A 19,677-nucleotide genomic window follows, 5' to 3' on the forward strand; every position below is an offset into this window, starting at 1 on the left:
GAATACGTGGGGCGTATCGACCATCAGGTGAAGGTCCGTGGCCTGCGCATCGAACTGGGGGAAATCGAAGCCTGCCTACACGGCCTGGCCACGGTAGACGAGGCGGTGGTGATCGCCCGGGATACACCCCAAGGCAAGCAACTGGTGGGCTACGTGGTGGCCAGCGTGGACGGGGAACGCCTGCGTCGCGAGCTGCTGGCCCAGTTACCCGATTACATGGTGCCAGCGCGCATCCTGGTGCTGGAGGCCGTGCCGCTGTCGCCCAACGGCAAGCTGGACCGCAAGGCCTTGCCAGAACCGGACTCCAGTGCGCGGCAAAAGGCCTATCGGCCGCCACACAGTAAAGCCGAAACCCTGCTGGCCGACCTCTGGCAAGCGGTGCTTGGGGTCGAGCGGGTAGGGCTGGACGATAACTTCTTCGAGCTTGGCGGCGACTCCATCGTGTCCATCCAAGTGGTGAGCCGCGCACGGCAGGCAGGCCTGCAACTAAGCCCCAAGGATGTGTTCCAGCATCAGACCCTCAAGGCCCTGGCGTTGGCTGCCCGTGAGGCCGATACCCTGAGCGTCGAGCAGGCCCCGGCCAGCGGCCATACGCCACTGCTGCCGATTCATCACTGGTTCTACAAGCAGGCATTGCCCCGCCGTGAACACTGGAACCAGTCGGTGCTGTTGGCCTGCTCGCAGCCGCTGGACAGCGCGCTGCTCAACCGCGCCCTGGGACAGGTGTGTGCGTTGCACGATGCGCTGCGCTTGCGCTTTGGCACCGACGCCAGCGGCGCCGACTATGCGGACTACCACCCGGACGCAGACCTGCTATGGGTACGCCAGGCTGCCGATGAGCAGGCATTGCTGGCCCACTGCGAAGCGGCCCAACGCAGTTTGAACCTGCGTCAGGGCCCGTTATTGCGGCCTATGTTGGTGGACCTGGCCGATGGCAGTCAGCGCTTGTTGCTGGTCATTCACCACCTGGTGGTGGACGGGGTGTCCTGGCGGGTCATTCTGGAGGACCTGCAAACGGCCTATCGCCAACTGGCGGCAGGCAGCGAGGTGCGTTTGCCCCCGCGCGGCAGCTCGTTCCAGCAGTGGGCCCAGCGCATGACCGCCCATGCCCACAGCGCCGAGGTGCAGGCTGAGCTGGCTTACTGGCAGGCACAACTGCAAAGCCCCAGCGGCGAGCTGCCCACCCGGCCTGAAGGGGAAAACCTCAATACCCGCCAGGCCCGCACCTATACGGCGAGCCTGGACGCTGAAACCACCGCTTCGCTGTTGCAACGGGCGCCCGCGGCCTTCCGCACCCAGGTCAATGACCTACTGCTCACGGCCTTGACGCGCAGCCTGTGTGCCTGGACGGGGCAAGCCTCGGCACTGGTACAACTGGAAGGGCATGGCCGCGAAGCCCTGTTCGATGACCTGGACCTGAGCCGGACGGTGGGCTGGTTCACCAGCCTGTTCCCGCTGCGCCTGCACAACGGCGATGGGCCGTTGCCCACCTTGAAATCCGTCAAGGAACAGCTTCGTAGCGTGCCCAACCGTGGTTTGGGGTACGGCCTACTGCGTTACTTCACAGACAGTGGGCAGGCGCTGGGCGCATTGGCGCAACCTCGGGTGACCTTCAACTACCTGGGGCAGTTCGACCACAGCGTTGGCGAGGATGCCCTGTTCCAGCCAGCCAGCGAACCCACGGGCGCCAATCGCGATGCCGATGGCGCGCTGAGCAACGGGTTGACGGTCGATGGCCAGGTGATCAATGGCCAACTGAGTGTTCGCTGGACCTACAGCACCGCCCTGTTCGAAGACAGCACCGTCGAGGCGCTGGCCCAGGCCTATATGGACAATTTGCAGGCCTTGATCGCGTTGTGCCTGGCGCCGGAGGCGGGTGGGGTAACGCCGTCCGATTTCCCCTTGGCCGCGCCCGCTCAGGCCTGGCTCGACGCGCTGCCCCTGGCGCCCCGGCAGATCGAAGACCTGTACCCATTGGCGCCCCTGCAGCAAGGCATGTTGTTCCATGCCCTGTATGAGCGCGAAGGGGGTGTTTATGTCAATCAGTTGCGGGTGGACATCGACCACCTCGAACCTGAGCGCTTCCGCGCCGCCTGGCAGGCAGCCTTGGACAGCCACGACAACCTTCGCGCAGGCTTTCTTTGGGAAGGGCTGGCGCAGCCGTTGCAGCTGATCCATCGGCAGCTGACGTTGCCACTGCAAGTGCTGGACTGGCGCGACCACCCCGACCAAGCCACGGCCCTCGATGCCCTGGCCCAGGCGCAACGGGCCGCGGGTTTTGTTCTGGACCAGCCGCCACTGCTGCGTTTGGTGCTGGTACGCCGTGACGCGCAGCGCTACACCCTGGTCTATACCCATCACCATATTCTTATGGACGGCTGGAGCAATGCCCAGCTGTTCGCCGAGGTAGTGCAGCGTTACGCCGACGCACCGGTCGCGGCCAGCGGTCACTACCGGGCCTACATTCAGTGGCTGCAAGGCCGTGACGCCGCGGCCAGTGAGGCGTTCTGGCAGGGCCAGCTGGCGCCACTGGAGCTGCCTACACGGCTGGCCGATTGCGTGCCACGGGACCCTGCGCAAACCGGCTTTGGGCAGGTGCAACGGGTGCTAAGCGCTGACCAGGCCATGCGCTTGGGTGCTGTTGCCCGGGAACACAAGGTCACGGTCAATACACTGCTGCAGGCGGCCTGGGCGTTGCTTTTGCAGCGTTACAGCGGCCAGGCGACCGTGGTGTTTGGCGCGACCGTCGCCGGCCGGCCGGCGGAACTGGAAGGCATTGAGCAACAGCTGGGCCTGTTCATCAACAGCTTGCCGGTCGTGGTCAGCCCAGGCCACGGGCAGCCTTTGGCTGACTACCTGCAAGGCTTGCAAGCCCAGAACCTGCACATGCGGGAGCATGAGCATACCCCCCTGGGCAGCATCCAGCGGCGCTTTGCCCAGGGCGCGGAAGCGCTGTTCGACAACCTGCTGGTATTCGAAAACTACCCAGTGGCCGAGGCCCTGCGCGCGGCATCGGGGGCGCTGCGCTTTTCGGGCATGCAGGCCCAGGAAAACACCAACTACGCCCTCACCCTGATGGTCGCCCAGGGTGAGCACCTGCGCTTGAATTTTGATTACCGCCGCGATCAGTTCCAGGCCCTGGCCGTGCAGGGTATCGCCGACCAGTTGCTGCACCTGCTGGCGCAGTTCTGCAACGGCGGTCAGCAGCGCCTGGGCAACCTAAGCCTGCTGGACATTGCTGCCCACACGCACGTGGTGAGCAACCTCAATGCCAGTGCCTGGGCCTACCCACGCCTCGCCTGCCTGCACGCTATGATCGAACGGCAGGCGGCGCGCAGCCCCCAGGCTTTGGCGGTGGATGATGGTCATCGCCAGCTCGACTATGCTCAACTCAACGCCCGTGCCAACCGCTTGGCGCGCTGGTTGCGGGCCCAGGGCGCCGGCCCGAATCACCCCATTGGGGTGGCCCTGGAACGCACGGTGGAGCTGCCTGTGGCACTGTTAGCCGTGCTTAAGGCAGGCGCCGCCTATGTACCCCTGGACCCTGAGTTCCCCGCCGAGCGCCTGGCGCACATGTTGGCTGACAGCCAAGCGCGGCTGTTACTAACCCAGGCCCATGTGCTCGACCGGCTGCCCAAGACCCAGGCGCAGGTGTTCTGTGTAGACCAGGACGAAACGTTGTTGGCGGGCCAGGCCGAGCATAACCTTTCCTTGGGCGAGCTTGCGCGACCGGCCAGCCCGGAGGACCTGGCGTACGTTATCTACACCTCTGGCTCCACCGGCAAGCCCAAAGGCGTTGCGGTGCGCCACGCAGGGGTGGTCAACTTCCTCGCCAGCATGGCCCGCGAGCCGGGCCTCGGCGCGTCGGACCGGGTGCTGGCGTTAACGTCTTTATCGTTCGATATCTTCGCGCTGGAGCTGTACCTCCCCTTGTGGGTGGGCGCCGCCGTTCAGCTGGTGGACCGTGACTGTGCCCGCGACCCGTCGAGGCTGCTGGCAACCGCCTTAGACAAGGGCGTTACGGTGATCCAGGCCACGCCCTCGACCTGGACACTGCTCAGCGCCCACGAACGCTTTAGCCAACTGCGCGGCTGCCGCTTCCTGTGCGGTGGCGAGGCGCTGTCGGTGGAACTGGCGAACGTGCTCAGCGCCCAGGCCGATGAGCTATGGAACCTCTACGGCCCGACCGAAACCACCATCTGGTCGGCGGCCTGGCGCATCCCGCGCAAAGGGCCGGTGGTGTTGGGCACGCCGATCGCCAATACCCAGCTCTACGTGCTCGATGCTGCGCTTCAGCCCTTGCCCGTGGGGGTTGCCGGGGAGCTGTATATCGCCGGCGATGGCCTGGCCCGTGGTTACTACGGCCGGCCTGGGTTGACCGCCGAGCGCTTTGTGGCCAACCCCTTCCAGGCCGATGGCGGCCGCTTGTACCGCACCGGTGACCTGGCCCGCTGGCGTGAGGAGGGCGTGCTGGAGTACGTGGGGCGGATCGACCACCAGGTCAAGGTACGTGGGTTTCGCATCGAGCTGGGTGAGATCGAATCCTGCCTGCTGGCGTGCCAGGGTGTGCGCGAGGCCGTGGTGATCGCCCGGGAAACGCCGTTGGGCAAGCAGCTGCTCGGCTATGTGGTCGGCGAGGATGGCACGCTCCAGGGCGAGGCGCTGCGGGCCAGGGTACAAGCGCAGTTGCCGGACTACATGGTGCCGGCGCAGGTGATGGTACTCAGTAGCCTGCCGCTGACCCCCAACGGCAAGCTGGATCGCAAAGCCTTGCCCGACCCGGATTACACCCGCCTGCAGCCGGTGTTCCGGCCCCCTCGGGATGCACTCGAACAGCAGCTTGCACAGGTGTGGCAACGGGTGCTGGGCCTGCCTCGGGTGGGCATCGACGACAACTTCTTCGAGCTCGGTGGCGATTCCATTTTGTCGATCCAGTTGGCCGGGGGCGCCCGCGAGATTGGCTTGCAGGTCAGCCCCCGGCACGTGTTCGAGCATCCGACGGTTGCGCAGCTGGCACAGGCCCTGGGCACGGCCCAAGCGCCCCTGAATGAGCGCGCCCTGACCAGCGCCCCCGAGGGCCGTTTCCCCCTGGCGGGGCTCGAGGCTGACCAGCTGGCGGCCTTGAACCTGGACCTGGCCCAGGTCGAAAACCTTTATCCGCTCTCGCCCATGCAACAGGGCATGCTGTTCCACGCCCTGGATAACCCTGGCTCAGGACTGTATGTGAACCAGATCAGCGTCGAGGTACAGGGGCTGGACAGCACCGGCTTTGCCCAGGCCTGGCGCAAGGCAGTTGCCCGCCACGACACCCTTCGAAGCGGGTTTCTTTGGCAGAGCGGCCTGCGCACGCCCTTACAGGTGGTCTACGCCCAGGCGCCGGCTCAGGTGCGCTTGCTCAGCGCTGTGCCCGACATCGCCGCCTTTGCCGAAGCTGACCGCCTTGAAGGCTTCGACCTGGCGCGGCCGCCGTTGCAACGCTTGACCCTGATCGACCTGGGTGGCGGCCGCCAACAGCTGATCTGGACCACCCACCACCTGCTGATGGACGGCTGGAGCGGCGCGCAATTGATCAAAGAAGTGTTGCAGTTGTACGCCGGTGCCGAGCTGCCAGAGGTCACAGCGCGTTATGCCGATTACATCGGCTGGTTGCAACGCCAGGATGGCGCGGCCGCCGAGGCGTTCTGGCGCGCGCGCCTGGCCGCGGTGGGGCAGCCTACCGTGCTGGCCAACAGCCTGACGCGCCCAGCCGAGGGGCAAGGCCATGGCCTGTGTTACAGCCGCTACGACGTGGCTGCCACCGAACGCCTGAAGGCCTACGCCCGCAGCCAACGCATTACCCTCAATACCTTGCTGCAAGGCGCCTGGGTGTTGCTGTTGCAACGCTACACGGGGCAGCAGCAGGTGGTCTTTGGTGCCACCGTGGCCGGCCGGCCTGCGCAACTGCCCGGTATCGACAGCCTGCTGGGGCTGTTTATCAATACCTTGCCCATCGCCCAGGCCCCCGAGCCCCAGCAAGGCCTGGGCGAATGGCTGCGCTGCTTGCAGGCCTACAATGCCGAGGTGCGCGAGTTCGAGCATACCCCGCTGTACGACATCCAGCGGTGGGCCGGGCACAGCGGGCAGGCGTTGTTCGACAGCATCATTGTGTTCGAGAACTACCCGGTGGACGAGGCGCTGCGGCGCGGCACCGAGCACGGGCCGCGTTTTGGCCAGCTGAGCCTCAAGGATGTGACCAACGTGCCCATGGACCTGGCCATTCGGGTAGGCGAAGGGCTGGAGATCGAGTACCAGTACCTGCGCAGCCACTTCGACCCAGCAGCGGTAGCCCGCATTCAGGCGAACCTGGAGCAGATACTTGACTCCATGACCGGTGGGCACGCGCGCCTGGTCAGCGACGTGGAGTGCTTGTCCGAGGCAGACCGCGCGGCCCTGAGCCTGGGCCGCAACGCCCCTCAACAGGGCAGCGCAACGCCCCCGGTGCACGCAAGCATTGCTGCACGCGCACACGCGCGGCCCGCGGCCAATGCCGTGGCCTGTGGTGATGACGTATTGACCTACGCCGCACTGGAACTACAGGCCAACCGCCTGGCCCATTGCCTGGTCAGCCTGGGCGTTGAACCTGAAGTGCGGGTGGGCGTGGTGCTGCCTCGGGGCGTGGCGATGCCCATGGCGCTGCTGGCGGTGCTCAAGGCCGGTGGTGCCTACGTGCCCATGGACGCCGATTACCCCCGCGAGCGCCTGGCCTTCCAGATGGCGGATGCCGGCATTGCGCTGTTGATGACCCACAGTAGCCTGCGTGAGCGCTTGCCCGTTCCCACGGGCATGACCTGCCTGAACCTGGACCAGTTGGACCTGACCGCCGAGCTCGCCACCCCACCTGTGGTAGCGCTCAAGCCAGAGAACCTGGCCTATATCATCTATACCTCCGGCTCTACCGGCCAGCCCAAAGGCGTCAGCGTGAGCCATGGCCCGCTGGCGATGCACTGCGCCGCCATTGGCGCGCTGTACGAGATGGACAGTGCTACCCGCGAGCTGCACTTTATGTCGTTCGCGTTCGACGGTGCTCACGAACGGTGGCTGACCACCCTGGTACACGGGGGCAGCCTGGTGGTGCGCGACGATGCCCTATGGACACCGGAACACACCTACCACGTGCTGCATGAGCAGCGCATCAATGTGGTCGCCTTCCCACCGGCCTACCTGCAGCAACTGGCCGAACATGCCAGGCGCGACGGCAACCCACCTGCGGTACGCATCTACTGCTTTGGTGGCGATGCGGTGCCCAGTGCCAGCTTCGAACTGGCCAAACAGGCCCTGCGCCCCCAGCACATCATCAACGGTTACGGGCCAACGGAGACGGTGGTTACGCCGCTGCTCTGGAAAGCCGGGCCCGAGACGGCCTGCGAAGCGGCCTACGCGCCCATCGGCCAGAAAGTCGGTGCGCGCCAGCTGCATATACTCGATGCGCAGATGCGCGAGGTACCTGTGGGCGTAGCCGGTGAGCTGTACATTGGCGGCCAAGGGCTGGCACGGGGTTACCACCAGCGCCCGGGCCTTACGGCCGAGCGCTTCGTCGCGGACCCGTTCTGCGAGCGGGGCGGGCGCCTGTACCGCACCGGTGACCTGGTACGGGGGCGCGCCGATGGCGTTATTGATTACGTGGGGCGGATCGACCATCAGGTGAAGATTCGAGGTTTCCGTATCGAGTTGGGCGAAATCGAGGCCCGCCTGCAAACCCATCCCGATGTTCGCGAGGCCGTGGTGGTCGCCCTCGAGGGCCCTGGCGGCAAGCAGCTGATCGGCTACGTGGTTGCCCAGCCGGGCGCGGGCGTCGAGGGTGATGCCTTGCGTGGCTACCTGCGTGAATGCCTACCGGACTACATGGTGCCCGCCCAGGTGATAACGCTGGCGCGTATGCCGCTCTCGCCCGCCGGCAAGTTCGACCGCAAGGCATTGCCCGCCCCGGTGTGGACGGCAGGCAGTACCTACGTGGCGCCGGTCACTGAGGCGCAAAGGACCTTGGTGGGCATTTGGCAAGAGGTGCTTCAGCTAGAACAGGTAGGCATACAAGACAATTTCTTCGACCTGGGCGGTGACTCGATCCTCAGCCTGCAAGTGGTCTCCAAGGCGCGCCAGGCCGCAGGCTTGGGCGTAGACATCCGCCTGCGCGACCTGATGCAGTACCAGACCATCGCCGGCGTGCTGGAACGGGCCCAAACCTCAGCCAGCGCCACTGCGGCCGAGCCGAGGGCGGTGGCCGAGCAGGCAGGGGCTCAAACCTTTGGCTTGCTGCCGATCCAGCACTGGCTTTTCGAGCAAGCACTGCCGCAGCCGGGGCATTTCAACCAGGCGCTGGTGTTGCACTGCCGCCAGCCGCTGAACGTGGACCATCTGGCCGCGGCCTTGCAAGTGGTGCTGGCCGAGCATGCCAGCCTGCGCCTTGCCTTTGCCCAGGGGCAAGACGGCCAGTGGCACCAGCGCTACCGTGACATGGCAGAGCTGCATGAGAGCCTGCGGGCCGACCCGGTGTTATGGCAGCGCAACGTGGCCGACAGCGAGGCTGCCCTGGCGGTGGCGAATCAGGCCCAGCGCAGCCTTGATATCGCGACTGGGCGTTTGTTGCGCGTGGTGTACAGCGAACTGGCGGACGGCAGCCAACGCCTGCTGCTGGTGGCCCACCACCTGGGCATCGATGGGGTGTCCTGGCGTATCCTGCTCGACGATCTACAGCAGGCTTATACCCACCTGTGCAACGGCCAGGCGCCGCGACTGCCGGCCCGTACCGGCAGTTATCGCGCGTGGGCCCAGAGCCTGCGCGAGTATGCGGCGCACCCACGGCTGGTGGCCGAACTGCCGTATTGGCTGGCCCAAACCCACCCCGACGGGGTGGCCGAGTTGCCCCGAGACAACCCCCGTGGCAGTCAGCGCGTGGCCCACACACGCCAGGTTCAGTGGCGCCTGGATCGCACCCTCACCGCGCAATTGCTCAAGGTCGCGCCCGAGGCCTATCGGACCCAAATCAACGACCTGCTACTGACCGCGCTGGCCCGTGCGCTGTGCCACTTTAGCCAGGGTGAATCGGTGCTGCTGGGCCTTGAAGGCCACGGCCGCGAGGACCTGTTCGAAGGGCTGGACCACAGCCGAACCCTGGGCTGGTTCACCAGCCTGTTCCCGCTGCGCCTGACCCCAGGGCAGAGCGGTTATGCCGAATCGCTGATGGCCACGCGCGAGCAGTTACGCGCCGTGCCGTGCAAGGGCATAGGTTACGGCGTACTGCGGTACCTGGGCGACGCGCCTACCCGTCAGCTGCTAAGCGAGCAGTTACAGCCAAGGGTCACCTTCAACTACCTGGGCCAATTCGACCAGAGCTTCGACGACCAGGCGCTGTTCGCCCCCCTGCAAGAGCGCCCCGGCGATGCCTATGCGGCCAGCGCACCTTTGAACAACTGGCTGGAAATCATCGGCCAGGTGTATGACGGCGAGCTGTCGTTGCGGTGCCTGTTCAGCAGCCGGGTGTTCCGCCCCTCGACGGTGGAGAAACTGATGACGCGCTATCGCCAGGAACTGCAGGGCTTGATCACCCACTGCTGCACTCAGGTCGCCGCGCGCGAACAGGTGTCGGTATGAACATTACAGAGGTCAACGAGGCTCACATGCTCCACCCTGATATCGCGGCATTTTTGGACATGGTCGATGAGGGCCGTGAGGCGGGGCGCCCGGCCCTGCACGAGCTAGGGGTACCCCAGGCACGGGAAGCCTTCGACGCCGCCTCGGAGGCGCTCAAGGCAGGCGCGCCGCCTATGCCAGTGCGCGCCTTGCACATTCCCAACCGCCAGGGGCAGCGGTTGCCCGCCCGTTTGTATGGCGCGCCCCTTGGGTTGCCTACGCGCAGCCCGGTGCTGCTGTACCTGCACGGTGGCGGGTATACCGTAGGGAGCCTGGCCTCCCACGACGGCCTGTGTCGGCAACTGGCCCAGGCATGCGATTGCGCCGTGCTGGCGGTCGGTTACCGCTTGGCCCCAGAGGCGCCATTCCCTGCGGCGCTCAACGACACCCACGACGCCTGGGCGTGGTTACAGGCCAATGCCCACAGCCATGGCCTGGATGCGAGCCGGGTGGCGGTGGCGGGGGACAGCGCCGGGGCCACCCTGGCCACCGTGCTGGCCGCCCAACTGGCCAGTAAAGGGGGCACACAACCCCGTACTCAGCTGTTGTTCTACCCTGCCACCGACGCCACGCGCCACAGTGAATCTCAGGCGTTGTTCGCCGAAGGCTACCTGCTGGAGACGGCCAGCCTTGACTGGTTCTATCAGCACTACGCGCCCCAGGCGGCGCAGCGCGAGGACTGGCGTTGCTCACCGTTGTATGCCGGCCAGGCCTTGCGCGGCAGCGCGCCGGCGCTGCTGTACGCCGCGCAATTCGACCCACTGCTGGACGAAGGCCTGGCCTATGCCGACGCCCTGCGCGCCCAAGGGGTGCCGGTAGAGGCGCAGCTGTGCGCTGGCATGACCCATGATTTCCTGCGCATGGGCGGCCTGGTGGCGGACGTGCAAACGTATTTCAGCCAGGCGGCGCGGTTTTTAGCGGCGCACTGGTAACTGCGTTCGCCAGCGGTGCCTATCCCCGCACAAGCAGTGCGGGGTAGGGGCGCCAAGGCGAGCGGCCAGCGCTCAAGACCGTTGGCGGTGCATCAGCCACAGGAAATACGGGCAGCCGATAAAGGCTGCCAGCAAGCCGGCGGAGATCGGCCAGGGGTAGGCAACCGTGCGGCCCAGCCAGTCGGCCATCAGCATGATCAACCCGCCGATGACCGCGCTCAGCACGATCTGCGGCGCGGCCTGGTACACGCCCAATTGCCGCGCGATGTGTGGCGCGACCAGCCCGACGAAGCTCAACGGCCCCACCACCAGCGTCGCCGTGCCGGTGAGCACCGCGGCCACGCCCAGAATGGTCAGTTGAGTCAGGCGCAGCGGCAGCCCAAGGGCGGAAGCGGCGGGGTTGCCGAGACCAAGCAAGTCCAACGGCCGGGCCAGCAGCAAGCTGAGAGGCAGCAAGGTACTAGCGGCGAGCAGCGCGGTGACCGCCGCGCTGGCATCCACATGGTAGGTCGAACCGGTCATCCAACTCATCAGCAGGGTCATGCGTGGGTCGCCGCTGGCCATCAACAACGTACTCAGCGCACCCAGGAGCGTGGTCAGGCACACACCCGTCAGCAACAATCGCTCGGCGCTGAGGGTGTTGCGCCGGTTGAACCAGAACAGGGCGCCCAAGGTAAGCAACGTGCCGGCGCAAGCGGCGGGGGTCATCAGGGCCTGGGGAGAGGGCATCAGCAGGAACAACACCATTACCCCCAGCGCGGCCCCGGAGCTGGCACCGAGTACTTCAGGGCTGGCCATGGGGTTACCGGTCAAGCGCTGGATCAACACCCCTGCCACGGCCAGCATGGCCCCCGCGCAAAGGGCGCCTATCGCCCGTGGCAGGCGCCAGTGCAGCACGGTGTCCCAGTGCGCCAGGCCGCTCCAGTGCCAACCGTCCAAACCAACCCCCAGACAGGCCGCCGGGATCACCAGCACGGCCAGCAGCACCGCGCCAAGGGCTATAACGCGGCCGGGCGTGTGCATCCGGCGCCACGGTGTGCCGGGCCGAGCGACGATGCCGCCGCCGCGCTCAGCCTTGAGCAGCCATAGCAGCAACGGGACACTGAACACCGCTGTGAGGACCCCGGCCGGCACTTCACCCACGAACCTTGAAAGCTCCCGTGCGCACTGGTCCACCAGGCATAGCAGCGCCGCGCCCATGGCCGGGGCCCAGATCAGCCGCTGGCGCAGTGTGCGCGCGCCGCTGAGACGGGCAAGGGCAGGCGCGGCCAGGCCCACGAAACCAATGAGGCCTACCGCGCTGGTCACGAACGCACTCAGGGCCACGGCGATCAGCAGGCCCAACGCCCGGGTGCCGCGCAATGACACCCCTAGGCTGCCAGCGGCCTGGTCCTCCAGGCCCAGCGCGGCCAGCGGCCTTACCAGCAACGCGGCCATCAGCGCCGCCATCGCCAGGCGGGGGGCCAGGTAGGTGACGCCCTCCCAGCCACTCTGGTTGAGGGAGCCGGCCTGCCACAGCAGCAGGTCGCTGAGGTAATCATGGTTGAACAGCACCAACAGTGAGGTGATTGCGCCGCAATAGAGGTTGATGACCATCCCCGCCAGGATAAAACGCAAGGACGACAGCCTACGGCTCCAGGCAAAGGCGAACAGCGCCACGGTGGCCAGGCCGGCGCCAACCAAGGTGACACCTTCCAGCCCATGGAGTAGCACGCTCGGCGCGGCGATGGTAGCCACTGCAAGGGCAAGGTTGGCGCCCGCCGCCACGCCCAGGGTGACCGGCTCAGCCAACGGGTTGCGCAGAATCTGCTGAAACAGCGTGCCAGCCAGGCCCAAGGCCGCGCCGACCATCAGGCTCACCAGTACCCGGGGGGCGAAGCTGAAATGCAGGAGCACTTGCCGACTGTCGGCGAGGTCCGGGTACCACAGCGCCGACCACCATAGGCCACCGGGTAATAAGGCTTGCAGCCCATGCACGGCTATCAGGGCCGCCAGCGTCGCGAGCGCCAGTACCCAGGCAAGCGGGCTGGGCGGGCGCCCAAGGCGTGGCGCAGCCAGCCCAACGGTCGGTTCAGGCATCGCGGCGGTCTCCTCGCTCATCAAGGTAGGCGCTGATCACTTCGGCCAGATTCAAGGCTGACGCCGCGCCACCGAACGGGAAAAACTTGCCCAGCTCAAGGGTATTGCCCTTGCGCATCGCTGGCAGGTTGTCCCACAGCGCGTTGGGCTGCCGCAGGCTCTGCAAGCGCGCCGAGGTGGTAGGGATCTCGATGTACAGCACATGCGCGTCAGGGCGTTGCGCCAACTGCTCGATACCCACCAGGGTTGTGCCCATCACCCCCCGGGGCCCTTGCCATGCGTTTTCCAACCCAAGCTGGTCAAGCACGCCTTGGACCATGCTGTGCCGGCCGTAGACCATGGCATGACGGCCATCCTGGTTGAGCACGGCCACGTAAAGAGGCGGCCGCGGGTACTGCGCCAGCCGCGCGCGCAGCTGCGCCAGCCGGGCCTCACTGGCTGCTATCCAGCCCGCGGCCTGTAGCGGGCGGCCGACCCGCTCGGCCAGTTGGGTCATAAAGCCGGTGGCACGTTGCCAAACGCTGTGGGTGGCAGGGTAGACCTCCACGATCTCGGTAGGGGCAATGCTCGCCATGGCGCGCGAAATGGCCACCGGCAGGGGGTCGCTCAGAATCAGCTGCGGCGCCAGGGCCTGAATCAGCTCAAGGTTCGGCTCCCAGAAGGGGCCCACGTCGAGCACGCTGGCGGGCAGCGCGGTGGTGGGCATGCGCAGGCTGTAATAACGGCTGTCTGAAATGGCCAAGGGCGCGATGCCCAGGGTGAGCAGTGTTTCCGCCGCGACCCAGTTGATGGCGACGATGCGTTGCACAGGGGCCGCCAATGCCCGTTGCCCGCCGGCCATGGTCAGCGCGCCCAGGGCCATGCCTGCGAGCAGGCGGCGACGGGTCATTGGCATGGCCGTTCGTACCTTATGTAGTGGAGCATGATCAACCTTCAGGGAAAAAAACCCGGCCCCGCGCTTAGGGCCTGGTTTAAAGCGGGCAAACCCTTGGCGCCAGCGCCGGTTACCAGGTGTATTTCACGCTGGTCAGCAGGGTACGGCGCAGCCCTGGATAGCATTCATAGGTGTCATCGCAGGTTGCGGTGTATTTCTCGTCCAGCAGGTTCTGCGCGTTCAACGAAACAGTAACGTTCTTGTTGATCGGGTAGCTGGCGCCAGCGTCGTACAGGGTGTAGTTGTCTACATGGAAGGTATTGCCGTTATCACCGTAGAGGTTGCCGGTGTAACGAACACCACCGCCCAGGCTCAGGCCCTCGAACAGGGTGTCGTGGAGGGTGTAGTTCAGCCACCCCGAGGCCATGTGCCGGGGTACGTTGGCCGGCCGGTTGCCTTCATCGCCATTGTTGCTCTTGGTGATTTCGGCATTGGTCAGGGTGTAGGACGCCAGCAGGTCCCAGTTGCGGTTGAGCTTTGCCTTGATCTCGGCCTCGACGCCGCGCGAGCGCTGTTCGCCACTGGCGGTTGAGAAGCCGGTTCTCACGCCGTTGACCAATTCGGCGGTGAGCACGTTGGTCTTGGTCAACTCATAGGCGGCCAGGGTCATCAGTACGTCGTCGGTGGGCTGGTATTTCACCCCCACTTCCCATTGATGGGCTTCGCTCGATTCAAAGGCGCTGCCGCCACTGCCGATCCCGGTATTGGGCGCGAAGGATTCGGCGTAGCTGACATAAGGGGCCACGCCAAAGTCGGTCAGGTAGGTCAGCCCCAGGCGGCCGGTGAAGGCGTTGTCCTTCTGGTTGCTGGAGGCACCAACGTGGTTGTCCAGGGCGTTGCGCACATAGTCATAGCGCCCGCCAGCGGTGAGCACCCAGTGATCGTCGAATTTGATCTGGTCTTGCAGGTAACCACCTACCTGTTGCACGGTCTGGTCGTAGTCGATCGAACCGATGCTGTTGGCCTGGGTAGGGCGGGGGACGGGTTGTCCGTAGACCGGGTTGTAGATGTTCAAGTCCGGCCCCCGGGTGCGCCAGCGGGTGATGTCGGCGTCTTGCCAGGTGTAGTCCACGCCCATCAGCAGGGTGTGGGTGAGCGGCCCGGTCTGGAAGTCGGCCTGGAGTTGGTTGTCCAGCGCGAAGGTGTTCAGGTGCTGGTCGAAGCGGTCGGCGCCGCGGATGGTATTGCCGGTGGTGGTGTCGACGCTGAAGGGCAGCAGGTTCTGGAAAATCAGGTCCACCTGGCCATAGCGGGCGTTCTGGCGAAATGCCCAGGTGTCATTGAAGCGATGGCGAAACTCATAGCCGACGCTGTACTGGTTTTGATTGAAGTGGTTGAAGCTGTGGTCGCCCATCAGGGTGTTGGTGGTATGCCCGTTCGGTGTGCTGTAGGCGAACAGGGACCCGCCGTTGCGGTCACGCATAAATTCGGTGAGCAGCGTCAGGTCGGTATTTTCGTCCGGCGCCCAGGTCAGCGAGGGTGCGATATAGGCATGGTCATCCCTGAGTTCATGGCCGTCGTCGTAATCGGCCTGGGTATTGGTGTCGCGCAATACCCCCACCACGCGATACAGCCAATGCTGGTCGACGTCCAACGCGCCCCCCAAGTCGAACTGGCCCTGGCGCCGGTCATAATTGCCCGCTGACAACTGCGCCTCGTTAACGTGATCGGCCTCGGGCTTCTTGCTCACACGGTTGATGATGCCGCCGGCATCGCCTTGGCCGAACAGGGTCGAGGAGGGGCCTTTGACCACGTCGATACGGTCGTAGGCATAGGGCTCGCTGCGGTAGAACGCATAACTGTTGTTCTGCTGGCGCAGGCCATTGAGGTAGTCGCTGGTGGACTGGCCATTGAAGCCACGGATGTATAGCCAGTCGAAGCCCTTGGGGTCCAGGCCATAGGCCTCGACTTTTACCCCCGGCACATAGCGCAAGGCACCGGTCACGGTTTGCGCGCCCTGGTCAGCTATCTGCTTGCGCGTGATCACCGAGATGGACTGGGGGATTTCGATCAGTGGGGCGTCGGTTTTGCTGGCGCTATTGGCCGTTCTGGGTACATAGCTGTCGTAACCCTCGGGCAGGATCGTGCTGCCGTTGACCACCACCGCTGGAAGCACGACCGCGCCATCGGCGGCCTGGGCGGCCTGCAAGGTCACCCGACGGCCGTCGATCCGGTACTCGATGCCTGTGCCACGCAGCAGCGAGTCCAGCGCCTGAGTGGGTTCCAGTTCACCCTGCAGTTCAGGACTGCGCAGGTTTTGCAGCTGGCTGGGGTCGAACAGGATCTGCAAGTCGGACTGCGCGCCGAGGCTGGTCAGGGCGGCGCCAAGCGGCTGTGCGGGAATGTCGATGCGCACGGGGGCGGCCATCGCGCTCGTGGCGGCCAGGGCCATGCCTACCGCCGTGAGGCGCACTGCCCGGGCAAGGCGGCTGGTTGGGTATCCGATAACGGGGGTATTGCGCTTACCGATCAATGCGTGCACTCCTGGGATGCGTTTTTCTTATGGAAACGTGTCGGGTTGATCTCGTTATGTGCTGGCTTTGCCCTTGCGACGCTCAGGTAAGGGCGGTGTCGGGCTGCGCGGGCGCCGCCCCTGTGCGGTTGCGTTGTAGTTCAACGATTTGGCCGGCGCGCATGCGCAGTAGCCGGTCGGCCACGTCGAAATAGCGGTCGTCGTGGGAAATCACGATCAGGGTCTTGCCCTGGGCGCGCAGCTCCGGCAGCAGCTCGGTGTAAAAAATGCGGCGAAATTCCGGGTCTTGGTCGGCGGCCCATTCGTCGAATACCAGCACCGGGCGTTTTTCCAGCCAGGCCTGGACCAAGGCCAACCGCTTGCGCTGGCCAGTGGACAGGTCGGTGGTGGAATAGCTGTGATCCTTGAGCGACACCTTGTGGGCGATTTCCAGGCGCTCCAGGTAGCGGTTGGCTTCCACGGGGATCTCGGCGCTGTCCTTGAGCAGGTCTTCGAACAGGAAGTAGTCCGCGAAAATGGTCGTAAACAGCTGGCGGTAATCGTCGCGATTGCTGTCATCCACCGGCTGGCCGTTGAGTAGCAGTTGTCCACCCTGGGGGGCGTAGAGGCCTAGCAGCAACTTGATCATGCTGGTTTTGCCGCAGCCGTTTTCGCCGGCGATAAACAGGATCTCGCCCCGCTGGATCTTGAGGTTGATCGGGCCCACCTCAAAACCGGTACCGCCGTCATCGGCAGGGTAGCGGTACGTCAGGTCACGCAGCTCGATCTGCTCGATGTTCAACGGTGGGCGCTGGTCATCGCGCAACAGCAGGCTCGGCTCTGGGGATGAGAAGCGGATCGACAGCTCGGCGATACGCCGAAACGCGACCTGCGCGCGGCTGACGATGGGCAGGTTGCCCACCAGGTGTTCGAGGGGACCCTTCATATACAGCAGCACCAGGATAAACCCGCTCAGCGTGGCTTTGTCGGTGCTGGGCCAGATAGATTCGTACGCAAGGGCCACGCCGATGACGATGAAGAACAAGGTAGAGCCAAAGCCCTTTGCGACCACGAAGAGGTTGATCGAGCGCACCTGGATCTGGCAAATGCGTTCGATGGTGCCTTGCAGGCGTTCGTTGTAGTGCTGGAAGCGACGGGGGCGGCTGATGCGCAGCTCCTTGGCACCCTCGGCCAAGGCGCGGTAATGCTTTTGCAACTCGTCTTCTTCGTCCCGAGCCTGGAAGAAGCCGCGAATGCCTCGGCTGCGCACCAGAAACTGAATGGCGCTGCCGATGACGATGGCCACGGCGGTGGTGAGGAACATCGGCAATGACAACACCGCCAGGTAGCCCAGGCAGCTCAGGCAGATGGTCAAGGACACGGCCAGCGGCGCGAAGGCGAAGACGAAATCGCTGATGGTGTCGATGTCATGGGTCAGCACCGGGATCAGGCGATGACTGCGATAGCGTTCGATCTGTGCGATGGGCGCGGAAATGATCTTGGCGCCTAGCTCCTTTCGCAGGCGCGCGATGGAGTGTTGGCCTACATAGTTGGTGCCCATGTCAGAAATGATCGAGCCCACCAGCGCCAGTACGCACAGGCCGGCGAAGCCCACTAGCAGCCCGGAGTGCAGGCCGCCCTCGGCGTTCAGGCTATGGTTGATGGTCGCCAACAGCGCGGTGATGGAGGCGCCGCCCAGAATGCCGAGAATCGTCGCCAGCAATAACTGGGGCCAGAAAGGGCGCAGCAGCTTGAATAGCTCACCGAGCGTGCTTTGTGGAGGAGTCTGCATCTGTAGGTCCTGGGCTCTGCGGCCACCGTTGGGCATGCCGGAATTCATGGGCCGATTGGCGGGGGCCGTGGGCTCGCCAACGCCAATCGAAATGACTACCCATCAAACGAACGAGCGCGGAAAAATTTAGGCCGCGTTAGATAATGGCCATCGGCCTGTCGCCACGGGTATTCCCTTGCCAGGCGGCGCGGCGCGCCCACCTGGCCGTCAGGTATTACTGCAAATGAGAACCGTTACTAAATATTTAGGGCCTGGCCTCGTCCTTAATGCCGAACGCATTTTCGCAAAACGCGACTTCTGGCCGATGCGCAGGGATTGGAACAGGCAGGCTGCGCCGCAGGCGCAATGACGCCGCCGCTCCCAGGGCGAGGTAGTCCCGCCCGCGTCGTGCTCCACCGCTACCGTCAAACAGGACACAGGCACCATGACTCAGTTGATTTCATCGACCTACGACGTACTCGGCATCGGTTTTGGCCCGTCCAACCTGGCGCTGGCCATTGCCTTGCAGGAACAGGCCCAGCAGCAAGGGCGCGCCTATCAGGCCGTGTTCTTGGACAGGCAGGCTGACTACCGCTGGCACGGCAACACGCTGGTGACGCAAAGTGAGCTGCAGATTTCCTACCTTAAGGATCTGGTGACCTTGCGTAACCCGACCAGCCCTTACAGCTTCGTCAATTACCTGCACACCCACGGGCGATTGATCGACTTCATCAACCTGGGCACGCTGTACCCCTGTCGGCTGGAGTACAACGACTATTTGCGCTGGGTGGCGGGGCAGTTCTCGGCGCAGTGCGCCTACGGTGAGCATGTGTGCAGGGTCGAACCGGTCAATGGCCAGGAGGGCATCGACGTACTCAAGGTGATTTCGACCGACGCCCAAGGCCAGGAACGCGCGCGCCTGGCGCGTTCGGTGGTGGTCAGCACGGGCGGCACGCCGCGTATTCCGGCGGCCTTCACCCCTCTGCGCGACGACCCACGGGTGTTCCATCACGCTTCATACCTCGAGGGCATCGCCCGGCAGCCCTGCCTGAAGAACCCGGCGATGCGTATCGCGGTGATCGGCGGCGGCCAAAGCGCGGCAGAGGCGTTCATTGACCTCAACGACAGTTACCCTACGGCTCAGGTGGACATGATCCTTCGCGCCGCGGTACTCAAACCTGCCGACGACAGCCCCTTCGTCAATGAAATCTTCGCCCCTAGCTACACCGACCTGGTGTTCAACGAACCACAGGCGGAACGGGAAAAACTGATTCAGGCGTACCACAACACTAACTACTCCGTGGTCGACCTGAACCTGATCGAGTCGATCTATTCGATCTTCTACCGGCAGAAGGTCGCCAACACTCAACGTCATGCCTTCCTGAGCCGCCGCGTTGTGGAGCTGGCCCAGGCTGACCCCCAGGGCATCGAGCTGACCCTGCGTGACAGCGCCACCGGCGCCACGGAGCAGCGCCGCTATGATGTGGTCATTCTCGCCACCGGCTACCAGCGCAGCGCTCACCGGGACTTGCTGGCCCCCTTGCAAACCTACCTGGGCGATTACAAGGTGGGCCGCGATTATCGGGTACAGGCCGATTCGCGCTTGCGCGCCAGTATCTATATGCAGGGCTTTAGCCAGGACAGCCATGGTTTGAGCGACACCTTGCTGTCGGTGCTGCCCATGCGTGCGCTGGACATCGCCCAGTCCATCTTCGCGCAGCCTCAAGCCGGCAAGCCGCTCACCCGTGAGGCGGCAAAGCTGGCGGCGCAGACCGCCTGACAGTCGCGAAGGCCGCTAGGGTGAATTCACCGAGTAAATCCCCCGCGCCCCTGATCGTTTCAA

At 64.9% G+C, this 19,677-nt stretch carries 7 protein-coding genes; 3 read left to right on the forward strand and 4 right to left on the reverse strand.

From position 1 onward, the window contains the following. Window positions 1-9,627: amino acid adenylation domain-containing protein (locus tag ACWKV4_RS12950; protein ID WP_483832483.1), on the forward strand; the 9,627-nt coding region annotated here is incomplete at its 5' end. Then, entirely contained in the window at window positions 9,624-10,598 is a 975-nt protein-coding gene (locus ACWKV4_RS12955; protein WP_483832484.1) for an alpha/beta hydrolase, read from the forward strand. The genes ACWKV4_RS12950 and ACWKV4_RS12955, both read left to right, overlap by 4 nt. A 72-nt stretch (window positions 10,599-10,670) precedes the next feature. Here the strand turns inward: ACWKV4_RS12955 and fhuB are convergent, their stop codons facing one another. From fhuB to ACWKV4_RS12975, 4 genes are all read right to left on the reverse strand, one after another. Continuing rightward, on the reverse strand, window positions 10,671-12,677 hold the full coding sequence (gene fhuB, locus ACWKV4_RS12960; RefSeq protein ID WP_483832485.1) for a Fe(3+)-hydroxamate ABC transporter permease FhuB: 2,007 nt from the start codon (window positions 12,675-12,677) through the stop codon (window positions 10,671-10,673). After that, the gene (locus ACWKV4_RS12965) at window positions 12,670-13,572 is read right to left on the reverse strand and encodes an ABC transporter substrate-binding protein (RefSeq protein ID WP_483832486.1); all 903 of its coding nucleotides are present in this window, start codon (window positions 13,570-13,572) and stop codon (window positions 12,670-12,672) included. The genes fhuB and ACWKV4_RS12965 overlap by 8 nt, the downstream gene beginning before the upstream one ends. A gap of 109 nt (window positions 13,573-13,681) precedes the next feature. After that, window positions 13,682-16,084, reverse strand: a complete 2,403-nt coding sequence (locus tag ACWKV4_RS12970; protein ID WP_483832487.1) for a TonB-dependent siderophore receptor — start codon at window positions 16,082-16,084, stop codon at window positions 13,682-13,684. Between the two features lie 82 nt (window positions 16,085-16,166). Then, a complete protein-coding gene (locus ACWKV4_RS12975) occupies window positions 16,167-17,855 on the reverse strand; it encodes a cyclic peptide export ABC transporter (protein ID WP_483832488.1) in 1,689 nt (562 codons plus the stop codon). A gap of 424 nt (window positions 17,856-18,279) precedes the next feature. Between ACWKV4_RS12975 and ACWKV4_RS12980 the strand changes: the two genes are divergently transcribed. Beyond that, on the forward strand, window positions 18,280-19,614 hold the full coding sequence (locus tag ACWKV4_RS12980; protein WP_483832489.1) for a lysine N(6)-hydroxylase/L-ornithine N(5)-oxygenase family protein: 1,335 nt from the start codon (window positions 18,280-18,282) through the stop codon (window positions 19,612-19,614). Window positions 19,615-19,677 lie beyond the last annotated feature (63 nt).

Source organism: Pseudomonas artemisiae, assembly GCF_057128685.1.